The organism is Nocardia yunnanensis, from assembly GCF_003626895.1.
Taxonomy (GTDB): domain Bacteria; phylum Actinomycetota; class Actinomycetes; order Mycobacteriales; family Mycobacteriaceae; genus Nocardia; species Nocardia yunnanensis.
The window spans coordinates 2,389,092-2,402,982 of sequence record NZ_CP032568.1 but is presented as its reverse complement, the minus strand read 5'-3'; the positions used below and the strand labels follow the sequence as shown (position 1 = coordinate 2,402,982).

The following is a 13,891-nucleotide window of genomic DNA, read 5'->3' as shown; positions in this document are numbered from 1 at the left end:
CGCTGCGGTAATAGCAGAATTGTCTGGTCACCCCTAATTCGATTCGCGCCTGGTTTGAATCCTGGTTCGCGCGGCATTAGCATTTCGGCGAATAGCGGCACCTCACACGCGGAAGGGCAGTCCATGGCGAAGAAAGTCACCGTAACGCTGGTTGACGACTACGACGGCGAATCGAAGGCCGACGAGACCGTCTTTTTCTCGCTCGACGGGAACGACTACGAGATCGACCTGTCGAACAAGAACGCCGGCAAGCTGCGGGAGTCGCTCGAGCAGTGGACGGACAAGGCCCGCAAGGTCGGCCGCTCGAAGCGCGGCGGCAAGGTCGCGGCCGGTGGCCGCACCCGTCCGGCGGTGGATCGGGAAGAGAGCACCGCGATCCGGGAATGGGCGCGGGCGCAGGGTCACCAGGTTTCCTCGCGCGGCCGTATCCCGGCCGAGATCGTCGACGCTTACCAGCGCTCGAAGAATTAGCCAGCAAATCGCGGGTGGGGAAATTCGGCGGAGGCCGATGGCTACGGGTCATCGGCTTCCGGCATTTCCGGCCATTGCCTCGATCCGGATGTCATTGTCTCGATGCGAGGATTACGCGGAGATGATCCGCCGTGATCAGGCCACCGGCGACAGCGCGCTTCCGCGTTCGGGAAGTTCCGCGCGAATCCTTTCCAGCAGATGTTCGGCGTGGTCGCGATGGGTGGCGGCGAGTTCGGCGTCGCCCAGGGCGGCCGCCAGGTCCGCCAGGATCGCGTCCATCGGGCCGAATTCGGTCATTCCGGTCTCGATCCCGATGAGGGTGCCGCCGTGCGGGGCCAGATATTCGTACAGGCGCTGAATTGCTGGAAGGTCGCCGAACTCCAGGGCGGCCACCGCCCGCAGGGCGGACATGAGGACCGGATACAGACCCGCCGCAATCGGATCCGAATTCTCGTAGACCTCCCGGGCCCGCTCGCGCTGCCCCGCCTCCAGCAGCGCGAGCGTGTACCCCGACGCGTGCGCCACGGGCAATGCCGCGTAGGCGTCCGCGAATCGGTCCACCAGCTCACCCAATTCGCCGCGCGCCCAGCCCAGCGACAGCGCGCAGAACAACTCCGCCTCGCCGTGATTGACCACCCCGGATCGCCCGGTGTGCGTAGTGAACCGGGCGTACTGCCGTTCGGCGGCGTCGATGTCGCCGCGCAACAACTCCATCGTGGCCGCGAAACAGCCGACCATATCCAGCAGCGGCTGCAACTGTCCCTCGTCGGCGAACTCGACCGCGGCCGCCACCTGCCGCCCGGCCTCGGCCAGGTCGGCGCGCGCCACCGCGGCCCGATATCCCAGATAGTGCGCGAGCGCCCGGTACTCGGCCAGGCCCGCGGCGGCGGCCACCGTTTCCAGTTCGGCCACCAGCGCGCGGAATTCGGCGTCGTAGTCGAAGACCAGATAGGTGACCGCGTTGATGGCCGCGCACAACAAGGCCGGATCCCCGGTGCGCCGGGCGATCGCGAGCGCGTGCTCGGCCAGCCGATGCCCGGCCGCGTATTCCACCAGCCCGGTCTCGAAGGTCGCCGCCACCAGCAACAACACCAGATCGCCGTCGGCGGCGTGGGACGAATCCGAGGCGGCCACCAGGACTTCCGTCGCGTCGCGCCAGCGCTGGGCCCGGGCCAGCGCGGCCGGGCCGGTGGACTCGGTCTCGAGCAGGGCGAGCATCGAGGGCCGCACCCCGTAGCGGGCCAGCGCCCGGGCCAGGGCGTCGCGCATGTGCTGATCGGGCGTGCGCCAATTGCGAATCGCCCAGATCACCGGGGCGCGCCAGCAGGTCAGCGCCCGCACGATCAGGTCGGGGTCGCCGAGCTGCTCGGCCAGGGTGATCGCCCGATCGCGTTCGGCCCGGGCCTCGCGGTGCTGATTGGCGTAGGCCAGCGCGGTCACCAGCGCACAGCGGGTGCGCAGCAACTCGATCCGGTCCGCGGTGGGGGCGTGGTCGGCGTCGTGGCGGGCCAGCCGGTGCAGGTCCACCGCGGACCGCAGCAGGCGCACGCTGGCGCTGCGCATACCGCGACTGCTGCGCCGCTCGGCCGCGCGCTCCACGTATTCGATTGCCCGGGAGGCGTTTTCGGCGGTCGCACCCGCGACGGCGTGCCGGGCCAGCAGATCCGGGTCGCGTGCCACCGCGGGGAAGTCCCCGGCTCGGCGCTCCAGTAATTCCAGTGCGGCCCAATGCATCCGGCCGCGGCGCAGGGGCGGGATGCTCAGGTAGACGGCGTCGCGAATGAGCGGATGCGCGAAACGGATGTTGCCGCCGCTGGCCGAGTCCACCAGCCCGGCCGCCTCGGCCGCCGCGACCAGATCGATCACGGTGTCCTCGGCGACCCCCGCCGCCGCGCTGAGCAGCGCGAGATCCACGCTCTCGCCCCAGATCGACAATTGCCGCGCCACTTCGGCGACCCCGCCCGGCAAGCGCGCGATGCGGTCCTCGATCAGCTCCCGCACGGAATCCGGCACCCCCTCCAGGCCGCCGTGCGCGGCAAGCACTTTCGCCACCTCCCGCACGAACAGCGGATTCCCGCCGGTCCGCCGATGCAATTGCTCGAGGGTCTGCGGATCGATGGCGTCCAGCCCCGAGGCCAGGGCGGTGCGCCGGGTCCCCTCGATGTCGAGTCCCGTCAGCTCCACCCACGCACCCGTGTGCTGGGCCAGCGCCGCGACCGTATTGTGCGCGCCCGCCGCGGCTTCCGAGCGCCGCAGCGTCACCAGCACGAACACCGGTTCGTCCCGCAGCCAGCTCACTGCCTGCCGCAGCACCTGCAGCGTGGCGGCATCCGCCCGCTGCACATCCTCGAGCAACAGCGCGACCGGACCGAATCGTGTTGCCCAGCGGCATTTCTCGGTGAGCAGCCGAGCCAGCTCGAACCCGTCGAAGGCCGGATTGCCTCCCGTCGCCTCAGCGGAGCGGCCCATTACCTCAGCGGGGCGGCCGACCACATCGGTTGTCATCGTGGACAGCAAGCCGGACACGGACGCCGAGCCCACCGCGGATACCGTGCCCAACCCGGATGCAGTGCCGGCTGTGGATCCGGTGCCGGCCGCCTCGCGGGCAGTCGACGACTGGGTGGCCGCGGGCCGCTGCCCGGTGATCGCCTGTCCCCGAATCGGTTCGCCCGGGGCCCGTTGCGCGAATCCCTCCAGTGCGCCCCGGATCTCCGCCCACGGCCAGGCCGCCGGCGCACCGTCGATATCGGGGCAGGCGCCGGTGGCCACCGTCCAGCCCGCCGTGGCCAGCGCGGACAGCGTGGCCTCGGCGAGCACCGTCTTGCCGATCCCGGCCTCGCCCGACACCCAGGCCAGCCGCAGACGCCCCTCGCTCCGCGCCGATTCGGCGGTGCTCAGCAATTCGGCCAACTGGGTGATATAGCCGGTGGCGCACGGGGATTCGCTCACCGCGGCGCCGACGGCAGCGGCCGCGCCCACCATGGCCGTCGCGCCGCGCGGGTCGTCCGCACCGGTGCTGTCCGCGCTCGTCTCCGGACCCGCTCGCAACGACACCGGCCCGGCGATATGGGCCCGCAGCGCGGGTCCCGGGGTCAGGGTGGCGGAGTGGTTGAGAATGGCCAGTTCGAGTTCGCGCAGGGCGGGGGAGGGGTCGACGCCGAAGTACGAGCCCAGGAACTCCCGGGAGCGCCGAATCGTGGTGAGCGCCTCCAACTGCTGCCCGAGCTGGTACTGCGCGAGCGCCAGCAGGCGGACGATCTCCTCCCGGCCGGGATGGTCCTCGAACAGCGGGCGCAGCTCGTGCACGACCTTGCCCGCCCGGCCCAGTTCGAGATCGGTGCGGGCATTGAGTTCCACCGCGATGAGGTAGAGGTCGGTGAGGCGGTCGGCTTCGGCGACGGCCCACTCCGCCTCGGCGAAGGCCTCCAGCGCGGGACCGTGCCAGAGCGCCAGGGCGGCCTCGAGCAGCGCGGTGCGTTCGGCGGGATCGGTGTGGATGTCCGGGTTGCCGACAAGTTCCTGATAGGTCCGCAGCTGCTGTTCGAAATGCCATGCGTCGACGGCGTTCTCGGGAATCTCGAGGGCGTATCCGGCGGACTTGGACACGATGAAACCCGATGGCGCGCGCCGCGGCCGCTGCGGTTCGAACAGCCGGCGCAGATTGTGGATGTGCACCTGCAGCACCGCGGCGGCCTTGGGCGGCGGATGCCCGGCCCACAGGTCGTAGCTGAGGCGTTCGGTGCTGACGACCTGGCCGTGGGCGACAATGAGGCGGCCCAGCACGGCGCGCTGCATGGGGGTGCCGAGCGCGATGTCGACCCCGTCGACGGACAGCCGCAGCGGACCGAGCACTCTCAGCTCCGCGCCTGCCATCGGTGTCCTCCTGCGACGGGAAGCGAACTGGACGTTCGCCGCAAGAAGTGCACTATCCCTCAAAAACCTGAAGATGCCAAAAGTTTGCGGAATAGTTGTTGGATAGTTACGGCGGCCTCGTCCATTAAAGAAGACCGCGTGGTACGAGAATTGGTTTCCGATGCTAACGGAACCGCCCCGGCGCACAACCGGACCGGAAGTCAACCGCAAGTCGCGCGGAGAATACTTCTGACTGGAAGGAACCTGCGTCAAGGGGATGGTTGTAGTGACAGAGCGAGTGGATTTCCCCAAGGGAATGGGTGAAAGCGGCGACGAACCCCCGAACTCCGGCATGTACGTCGACCGTGACGGCGATATCTGGGAGAAGGGCGAGGGCGGCTGGCGGCTGATTCTGCAGCGCGGGGTCGCGGTCGATCCCCGATCCCTGTGGGATTGGACCGAGGGGCATGTGCGCGACTACGCGCCGTTCCTGCCGGTCGTCGCCGGTCGCTGACCGGCCCCGCCGCTATCGCGGTACCAATGTGCCGATCAAATGGTCGTAGGCCACCTGCGCGTGTAACCGCACTCCGGTGACCAGGGTGTCGTCGTCGGCATAGAAGTGCGGATTGTGGTTCATGAACAACCCGCGTCCGCCCGCCGCCGGCGTCGGCATGCCGTCCGGGCCGAGTTCGGCGTCCTGCACGCCCAGCGTCACGTAGAGCCCGCCGTACCTGTTGACGAATTCGGAGACGTCGTCGTATCCGAGCGTGGCCGCCGTCGGCACCACGCGGTCGGCGCCGGCCACCCGCTGGAAGGTGGGCAGGGCCGCGTCCATCCAGGACTGCTCGTTGTGCACCGCCGGCACGTCCTGCAGGAAATCGACTGTGGCCGAACAGTTGTAGGCCTGCGCCGAGTGGACGGCCAGCGTCCGCAGCCGCGTCTGCACCTGGCCCATATCGCTCTCCACCGCGCAGCGGATGGTGCCCCACAGCGTCACGGTCTGGCCGATGATATTGAAGCGCCCGACATCCTCCACGTGCCCGATGCTGACGGTGACCGGGTCGAAAGCGCTGATCTGCCGGTAGATCTGGCCCACGCCGGTGAGGATGGCGCCGGCGGCGGGCATCGGGTCGATCCCCATCCACGGCGTGGACCCGTGCACCTGCTGACCGGAGAGGGTGATCTTGACCAGGCAGGACGCGCCGAACTGATTGCCGACCCGATATCCGATGTAGCCCTTGGGATATGGGGTGACATGGAAGCCGAAGGCCATGGTCGGGGCGGGATCGTCGAGCGCACCCTGGGCGAGCATCTCGCGCGCGCCGCCGTTCTCCCCGACCGGCGGCCCCTCCTCGGCGGGCTGAAAGACGAAAAGGACAGTGCCCGGGAGCTTTTCGCGGACCCCGGCCAGCACGGTGGCCGCGCCCATGAGCATGGCGGTGTGGCAGTCGTGGCCGCAGGCATGGGAGACGGGGAACGGTCCGCCCGGATACTGCCGATCGACCACGTGCGAGGCGAACGGCACGCCGCACAGGTCCGGCACCGGCAACGCGTCGGTGTCGGCGCGCAGCGCGATGACGCGCTCGCCGCGTTGGCTACCTTTCAGCACGCCGACCACGCCGTGGCCGGCTATGCCGGTGCGAACCTCGTCCAGGCTCAACGACTTCAGGTGATCGGTGATCAGCGCGGCGGTGTTCACCTCCCGGTTGGACAGCTCCGGATGCTGGTGCAGGTGCCGCCGCCACTGCACTACCTGCCGGGTCACGGCGGTCGCCCGGGCGTCGAGATCGTCGTGGTCGGCGGTCATCGGAACTCCGTTCGCTCGAACGAAACAAAGTCGTCACAGCCTCTTGCCGTCCGGGTCGAGGCTACTACTGTGGAAACCGAGTTCGCCATCCGTAGCTGATGCTTCGGCATACTCGCAGCTATCCAGCGTCGTGCCGGTGTGTCACCCGAACCGCGAGGTGATTCATGACCCAGGGTTGGCCCAGTTCGATGGGTTCCTTCGACTCCTTCGACGACATCTTCAACCGATTCTTCGGCTCCGGAATGTCCCGCCAACCACCGGTTCAGCGCATCGATCTGAGCCGCCTGCTCAGCGAGAGCGCCAAACAGATCGTCGACGACGCCCGCACGGCCGCCCACGAATGGGGCGCCGCCGAGATCACCCCCGAACACCTGCTCTACGCGGCGGCCGCGGTCGAGCCGGCGCAGCGCATCATCGCCGAAATCGGCCGGGAGCCAGCGCAATTGCGCCAGCAGATGCAGACCGCGGCGGGCAGCGGCGTCGGCGCGCACGGCGGCGATCACGCCCTGACGCTGAGCCCGGCCGCCAAGCTCGCCCTGCGCAACGCGCAGCGCAGCGCCGCCGAGGCGGGCAGCAGCTATATCGGTCCCGAGCACATTCTGCTCGGCATCGCGAGCCTGCCCGACAGCCCGGCCGCGCAGGCGCTGTCCGGCGCGAAGATGCCGGCCGCGGCCACCGCCGCCAAGGAGCCCTCCGACACCCCGACCCTCGACGAGTACGGCCGCGACCTGACCGCGGAGGCGCGCGCGGGCAAGGTGGACCCGGTGGTGGGCCGCGCCGAGGAGATCGAGCAGACCGTCGAGATCCTCTCGCGCCGCCGCAAGAACAATCCGGTGCTCATCGGCGACCCGGGCGTCGGCAAGACCGCCATCGTGGAGGGGCTGGCCCAGCGCATCGTCAACGGGGATGTCCCCGAGACCCTGGCCGACCGCCGGGTCATCGCCCTGGATGTGAGTTCCATGGTGGCGGGCAGCAAGTATCGCGGCGAATTCGAGGAGCGGCTGACCAAGGTGCTCGACGAAGTGCGCGCGCACTCCGGCGAATTGGTGGTCTTCATCGACGAACTGCACACCATCGTGGGCGCGGGCGGTGGCGGCGAGGGCTCCATGGACGCGGGCAATATGCTCAAGCCCGCGCTGGCGCGCGGCGAGCTGCACGCCATCGGCGCGACCACCATCGACGAGTACCGCAAGTACATCGAGAAGGACGCCGCGCTGGAGCGGCGCTTCCAGCCGGTCATGGTGTCGGAGCCGTCGGTGGCCGACACCATCGAGATCCTGCGCGGCCTGGCCGACGTGTACGAGGAACACCATCAGGTGCGCTATCTGGACGAGGCGCTGATGGCGGCGGCCGAGCTGTCCGATCGCTATATCACCGACCGCTTCATGCCGGACAAGGCCATCGACCTGGTCGATCAGGCGGGCGCGCGGGTGCGGCTGCGCGAGCGCACCCCCGATCCGAAGGTGCGCGAGCTGGGAGACAAACTCGCGCAATTGAATCGGGAGAAAGACGCCGCCGTGGCGGCCGAGGACTACGAGAAGGCCACCAAGATCAAGGCCGAGATCGCGAAGACCGAGCGCAAGACCGCCGACGAGGTGGATCGCACCTCGATTCCGACCGTCGAGCTCACCGATATCGCCGAGGTGGTGTCGCGCCAGACCGGTATCCCGGTCGCCGATCTCACCACCGAGGAGCGCGCGAAACTGCTGAAGCTGGAACAGGATCTGCATCAGCGGGTGGTCGGGCAGGAGGAGGCCATCGTGGCGGTGGCCGAGGCGGTGCGCCGCGCCCGCGCCGGGCTCGAGGATCCCGACCGGCCCGTCGGGTCATTCCTGTTCCTGGGACCCACCGGCGTGGGCAAGACCGAGCTCGCGAAGGCGTTGGCGCAGACCGTGTTCGGCGACGAGGATCGGCTGATTCGCTTCGACATGAGCGAATTCCAGGAGAAGCACACGGTGTCGCGGCTGGTCGGCGCGCCGCCCGGCTACGTCGGCTACGACGACGCCGCCCAGCTCACCGACAAGGTGCGGCGGCAGCCGTATTCGGTGATCCTGTTCGACGAGGTGGAGAAGGCGCACCCGGATGTGTTCAATGTGCTGCTGCAATTGCTCGACGACGGCCGCGTCACCGATTCCAAGGGCCGCACCGTCGATTTCAAGAACACCATCGTCATCCTCACCAGCAATATCGGCTCGGACCTGATCCTGTCGGCGAAGGACGGTGACCTGGACTCGATCATGCCGCAGCTGGAAGACCGGCTGCGCAAGCACTTCCGCCCGGAGTTCCTCAACCGCCTCGACGAGCAGATCGTGTTCCACCGTCTCGACAAGGCGCAACTGCGCACCATTGTCGACCTGGTGCTCGACGGCACCCGGCGGCGCCTGCGCGCCCAGGACATCGCCCTCGACGTCTCCGATCAGGCCATGGATTGGCTGGCGGACAACGGGTATCAGCCCGAGTTCGGCGCGCGCCCGCTACGCCGCACGGTGCAGAAACAGCTCGACAACGCGCTGTCGAAGAAGCTCCTGGAGGGCGCGCTGGCGCCGGGCGATACGGTCCGCATCGACGCCGGCGACGACGGCCTGCGGATCGAGGCCGTCCACCACGGCGGCGGCAAGAAGACCGACGCGAAGATCACCGAGGAATCGATCGCCACCGCCGGCAAGAACGGCAAGCACGGGAAGGTGAAGGCCGGCAAGAGCTGATCGGCACCCCGGGCGGTGCGGCGAATGCGAATCTGTATTAACTTCTTGGTATGGAGAGAGATCGCGACGCCGCACCGCTGCCGCTGGGTGACCTGCTCGCCGAGGGTCCCTTTCCGCCGCACCACCCCGGCTGCTTCGGCTGCGGCCCGGCCAATCCGGCCTCGCCCCGCATCGCCTTCGAACGCCGTGGCGACACCGTCGTCGGCACGTTCACCATGGACGAACGGCATCAGGGCGCGCCCGGCGTCGCGCACGGCGGCATCGTCGCCGCGGCCCTCGACGAAGCGTCGGGTGCGATCCTGATGCCGCTGCGCACCTCCGCCGTGACCGTCAAGCTCGACGTCACCTTCTCCGCCCCGGCCCGCCTGAACAGGGAATTGGCGGTCACTTCGGTGCTGCGGGCACGGGAGGGCCGCAAGTACTTCATCGACACCACGCTGACCGACGGCGATACCGTGATCGCCACCGGCCGTGCGATTTTCGTCGAAGTCCCGCCCGAACACTTCCACCGCCTGGGCGCCACCCCGGGCGAACTGTCCAGCATCGGAATCTGATTCCGCCCAACCGCCGGATATCCCCGCGCACCCGGTAGAACCCGCCGCGCGCGGCCTCGGTCACCGGTGGATCAGAGGTACCAGTGGGCGACGAGACCGGCGAGTGCGCCGCCGATCAGTGGGCCCAGCACGGGGACCCAGGCGTAGGACCAGTCGGCGTTCTTCTCGGTGGAGGAGACGGGGTCGCCGGGGTTCTCCTCGACCACGCGCTGGGTGGCGCCGGAGCTCACGGTGGCCGGAATGCGTTCCGGGGCAACGGGGGCGGTGTGGCGGGTGGGGAGCAGGGCGTAGGCGAGGCGCGGGGCCAGGTCGCGGGCGGGGTTGATGGCGTAGCCGGTGGGGCCGCCGAGGGAGGCGCCGATGGCGACGACCAGCAGGGCCGCGGCCAGCGGGCCGAGGCCGCTGGGGGTCTTGCCGAAGGCGAGGATGACGAACACCAGCACGAAGGTGGCGATGACCTCGGTGAGGAAGTTCCAGGTGTAGGAGCGAATGGCCGGGCCGGTGGAGAACACGCCCAGCTTCTTGCCTTCGTCGGGCTCCTCGTCGAAATGCTTCTTGTAGGCCACGTAGGCCCCGCACGCACCCAGGAACGCGCCGACCATCTGGCCCGACAGGTAGGCAACGGTATTGGTGAAATTCACCTCGATACCGGGCGCGTACTCCTTGGCGCCGGAGAACAGATTGCCGATCGTGACCGCCGGATTGAGATGCCCGCCGGTCTTGTACGCGACGTACACGCCGCCGAAAACACCGAGGCCCCAACCGAAGGTGATCAGCAGCCACCCGCCGTCGAAGCCTTTCGACTTGGTCAGCACCACATTGGCAACCACGCCGGCGCCCAGCAGTATCAGTACCCCGGTGCCCAGTGCCTCACTGACAAAGATAGAGCTGAAGCCCATTGATTCGCCTTCCGATCGGCGTCCGATGCCACTCTGAACCAGACTCTACGGTCTTTCGCTCAGCAAACCTTTGGAAACACGCTAAAGGTAAACGGGCGTGCAACACAAGTCCTGAAAAGCATTCCGGCGCAGCGGAATTGGGCTCACGAGATACAGCTGTAGCGCCGCGGGGGAATCGCCCCGTGCGGCGCTACAACTCGATATGAAATTCAGCAGGTGCCGACCGGCACTCAGGCGGTGGCGATCAGGCGGGCCGCGTTGGCCGCCTCGTCGTCGCTCTCCTCGTTGGCCGCCAGCTCGGCGTGCACCCGATCGAAGTACCGGTTGATCTCGGCATTGCTGCGCTCCTCGGTCCAGCCCAGGTGCGGGGCGATGAGCCGGGCGATCTCCGGGGCCGCCTTCAGACCGCGGTCGGGCACCTCGATGGAGATGCGGGTGCGGCGGGTCAGCAGATCGTCCAGGTGCAGCGCGCCCTCGTGGGTGGCGGCGTAGACGGCCTCGGCGGCCAGGTAGTCCTCCGCGCCCGGAATCGGTTCGCGCAGTTCGGGAACCGCGGCGATGAGATCGAAGATCTCCTCCGACAGCGAACCGTAGCGGCCCAGCAGATGCTCCACGGTCGCCACCGGCAGCTCGGCGCTCGCGGCCACCTCCGCGAGCGACTCCAGCATGTCCTGGTAGCCGACCGCGCCCAGGATGGGCAGGTTGGCGGTCACCGACGGGGCGACATCGCTGCCCAGGCGCGCAGCGGCGGCATCGACCACATCGGCGGCCATCACCCGGTAGGTGGTGTACTTGCCGCCCGCGATGACGAACAGACCCGGCGCCGGCTCGGCCACCGCGTGCTCGCGCGAGAGCTTCGAGGTCTCCTTGGACGCCCCGGTCATCAGCGGCCGCAGCCCCGCGTAGGTGCCGACGATATCGGCGCGGGTGAGCGGTTCGCGCAGCAGCGAATTCACGTGATCGAGGATGTACTGCACGTCCGCGGCGGTGGCGGTCGGATGGTTCTTGTCCAGCGACCAGTCGGTGTCGGTGGTGCCGATGATCCAGTGCTCGGCCCACGGGATCACGAACAGCACGGACTTCTCGGTCTTCATGGCGATGCCGGTGCCCATGTCCAGCTTCTCGCGCGGCACCATGATGTGCACGCCCTTGGACATGCGCACGTGGAACGGGAAGTCCACGCCGGTCATCTTGATCATGTCGTCGGTCCACACACCGGTCGCCGAGATCACGGTCTTGGCCCGGATGCTGTGCTCCAGACCGGTTTCCTGATCCATCACCTTCGCGCCCACGACCCGCTCGCCGTCGCGCAGCAGCGCGGTGACCTTGGTGCGGGTCAGCACGGTCGCGCCGTGCTGGGCGGCGGTGCGGGCGATCATCATGGTGTGACGGGCGTCGTCGACCTGCGCGTCGTAGTAGCGGATGGCGCCGGTCATGGCGTCTTCCTTGAGCGCGGGCGCCAATTCCAGTGCGCCCGAACGGCTCAGGTGCTTGTGCATGGGCACCGAGCGCGCGCCGCCCATGGTGTCGTAGAGGGCGATGCCGGCGCCGATGTAGAAGCGCTCGTAGTGCTTCTGCAGCGGGAACAGGAACGAGACCGGGTGCACCAGGTGCGGGGCCAGCTTGTTGAGCAGCAGCCCGCGCTCCTTCAAAGCCTCACGGACCAAAGCGAAGTCGTACTGTTCGAGGTAGCGCAGCCCACCGTGGATGAGCTTGGAGGACCGGCTCGAGGTGCCGGCGGCGAAGTCGCGCGCCTCGACCAGGGTGACCGACAGACCGCGCGACGCGGCGTCCAGCGCGGCCCCGGCCCCGGTCACGCCGCCACCGATCACGAGCACGTCGATTTCGGTGTCGCCGAGCGCATCGATCGCCCGGGCGCGGTAGGCGGGATCCAATTGTGCGGACACGAAATACTCCTTGTTATCGGTGAATCGAAGTCTTTTGGGGGGCAGCGCTACTGGTCGTCATCGTCCCGATCGACCCAGTCGAGGGTGCGGGAGACGGCCTTGAGCCAGCGCGCGTAACCCTGCTGCCGCGCCGCCTCGCTCATGGTGGGCTGCCAGTTCTTGTCCTCGTGCCAGTTGGCGACGAGTTCGTCGGTGTTACGCCAGAATCCGACCGCCAGTCCGGCGGCGTAGGCCGCGCCGAGGGCGGTGGTCTCGGCGACCACCGGCCGCGAGACCGGCACGCCGAGGAAGTCGGCCTGGATCTGCATGGCCAGTTCGTTGGCGGTGACGCCGCCGTCCACGCGCAGGGTCTCGAGCTCGACGCCGGAGTCCTGCTGCATCGCCTCGACCACGTCGCGGGTCTGGTAGCAGATGGATTCCAGTGTGGCCCTGGCGATGTGGGCATTGTTGCTGAAGCGCGAGAGGCCGACGATGGCGCCGCGGGCGTCCGCGCGCCAGTACGGGGCGAACAGGCCGGAGAAGGCGGGCACGAAGTAGACGCCGCCGTTGTCGGGGACCTGCAGCGCCAGCGCTTCGACGCGTTCCGCGCCCGCGATGATGCCGAGCTGATCGCGCAGCCACTGCACGGCCGATCCGGTGACCGCGATGGAACCCTCGAGGGCGTACACCGGTTTGTCGTCGCCGAACTGGTAGGCGACGGTGGTCACCAGACCGTGCTTGGAGCGCACGATCTCCGGGCCGGTGTTGAGCATCAGGAAGTTGCCGGTGCCGTAGGTGTTCTTGGCCTCGCCGGGCTGGAAGCAGACCTGGCCGACGGTGGCGGCCTGCTGATCGCCGAGCACGCCGGCGATGGTGACCTCGCCCTTGAGCGGGCCGTCGGCGTGGCTGGTGCCGAAGCCCTCCGGATTCGAGGACGGCGCGATACGCGGCAGCATGGCCCGCGGCACGTCGAACAGCGCGAGCAATTCGTCGTCCCAGTCCAGGGTTTCGAGATCCATCAGCATGGTGCGGGAGGCATTGGTCGGATCGGTGACGTGGACGCCGCCGCGCACACCGCCGGTGAGGTTCCAGATCAGCCAGGTGTCGGGGGTGCCGAACAGCGCATCGCCGTTCTCGGCGTCCTCGCGCACGCCCGGGACATTGTCGAGGATCCACTTGAGCTTGCCGCCGGAGAAGTACGGTGCGGGCGGCAGACCGGCCCGCTCGCGAATCAGCTCGCCCTTGCCGGCCTTCTCGATCTCCCCGACGATGCGGTCGGTGCGCGTGTCCTGCCAGACGATGGCGTTGTAGTAGGGGCGTCCGGTGCGGCGGTCCCACACGATGGTGGTCTCGCGCTGATTGGTGACGCCGACCGCGGCCAGATCGGCGGCGGTGAGCCGGGCTCCGGCCAGGGCGCTCTTGATGACGGTGCGGGTGCGCTCCCAGATCTCCGCCGGGTTGTGCTCGACCCAGCCGGCCTGCGGAAGAATTTGCTCGTGTTCGAGTTGATGGCGGGCAACCACATTGCCGCCGTGATCGAACACCATGAATCGCGTGGAGGTCGTGCCTTGATCGATGGCTCCGACGTACTGCGTCATCGCGGTCCCTTTCCGAAACTCTCCATTGAGTCCGTCATCCCTGGCGGGACCGGGTAGGCCGGGCCCGACGTCCACGTTAAGAAGTGGAACGTCCGGGGGACAGGCGACGCGTTCGACAA

At 68.5% G+C, this 13,891-nt stretch carries 9 protein-coding genes; 4 read left to right on the top strand and 5 right to left on the bottom strand.

Translation table 11 applies throughout. The features are described from left to right. The first annotated feature begins 123 nt into the window (after positions 1-123). The gene (locus D7D52_RS10980; RefSeq protein WP_120736224.1) at positions 124-471 is read left to right on the top strand and encodes a histone-like nucleoid-structuring protein Lsr2; all 348 of its coding nucleotides are present in this window, start codon (positions 124-126) and stop codon (positions 469-471) included. Positions 472-606: 135 nt separating this feature from the next. On the opposite strand, the gene D7D52_RS10975 is transcribed toward D7D52_RS10980, so the two are convergent. After that, positions 607-4,344 carry an ATP-binding protein gene (locus tag D7D52_RS10975; RefSeq protein WP_162958273.1) on the bottom strand — a complete coding sequence of 1,246 codons (3,738 nt, stop codon included), beginning with the start codon at positions 4,342-4,344 and terminating at the stop codon, positions 607-609. A gap of 265 nt (positions 4,345-4,609) precedes the next feature. On the opposite strand from D7D52_RS10975, the gene D7D52_RS37695 reads away from it, so the two are divergent. Further along, positions 4,610-4,837 carry a hypothetical protein gene (locus tag D7D52_RS37695; protein WP_162958272.1) on the top strand — a complete coding sequence of 76 codons (228 nt, stop codon included), beginning with the start codon at positions 4,610-4,612 and terminating at the stop codon, positions 4,835-4,837. A 12-nt stretch (positions 4,838-4,849) separates the two neighbouring features. Here D7D52_RS37695 and D7D52_RS10970 read toward each other — a convergent pair whose 3' ends face one another. Next, the gene (locus tag D7D52_RS10970; RefSeq protein ID WP_120736222.1) at positions 4,850-6,130 is read right to left on the bottom strand and encodes an amidohydrolase; all 1,281 of its coding nucleotides are present in this window, start codon (positions 6,128-6,130) and stop codon (positions 4,850-4,852) included. A 164-nt stretch (positions 6,131-6,294) separates the two neighbouring features. On the opposite strand from D7D52_RS10970, the gene D7D52_RS10965 reads away from it, so the two are divergent. Both D7D52_RS10965 and D7D52_RS10960 read left to right on the top strand, forming a co-directional pair. Next, the gene (locus tag D7D52_RS10965; protein ID WP_120736221.1) at positions 6,295-8,835 is read left to right on the top strand and encodes an ATP-dependent Clp protease ATP-binding subunit; all 2,541 of its coding nucleotides are present in this window, start codon (positions 6,295-6,297) and stop codon (positions 8,833-8,835) included. 50 nt (positions 8,836-8,885) lie between these two features. After that, a complete protein-coding gene (locus D7D52_RS10960; protein WP_120736220.1) occupies positions 8,886-9,389 on the top strand; it encodes a PaaI family thioesterase in 504 nt (167 codons plus the stop codon). Positions 9,390-9,460: 71 nt separating this feature from the next. On the opposite strand, the gene D7D52_RS10955 is transcribed toward D7D52_RS10960, so the two are convergent. The 3 genes from D7D52_RS10955 to glpK form a co-directional block, all read right to left on the bottom strand. Next, a complete protein-coding gene (locus D7D52_RS10955; protein WP_120736219.1) occupies positions 9,461-10,288 on the bottom strand; it encodes an MIP/aquaporin family protein in 828 nt (275 codons plus the stop codon). Positions 10,289-10,518: 230 nt separating this feature from the next. Continuing rightward, positions 10,519-12,195, bottom strand: coding sequence for a glycerol-3-phosphate dehydrogenase (gene glpD / locus D7D52_RS10950; protein WP_120736218.1), 1,677 nt, complete (start codon positions 12,193-12,195; stop codon positions 10,519-10,521). Positions 12,196-12,242: 47 nt separating this feature from the next. Continuing rightward, on the bottom strand, positions 12,243-13,772 hold the full coding sequence (gene glpK / locus D7D52_RS10945) for a glycerol kinase GlpK (protein WP_120736217.1): 1,530 nt from the start codon (positions 13,770-13,772) through the stop codon (positions 12,243-12,245). Positions 13,773-13,891 lie beyond the last annotated feature (119 nt).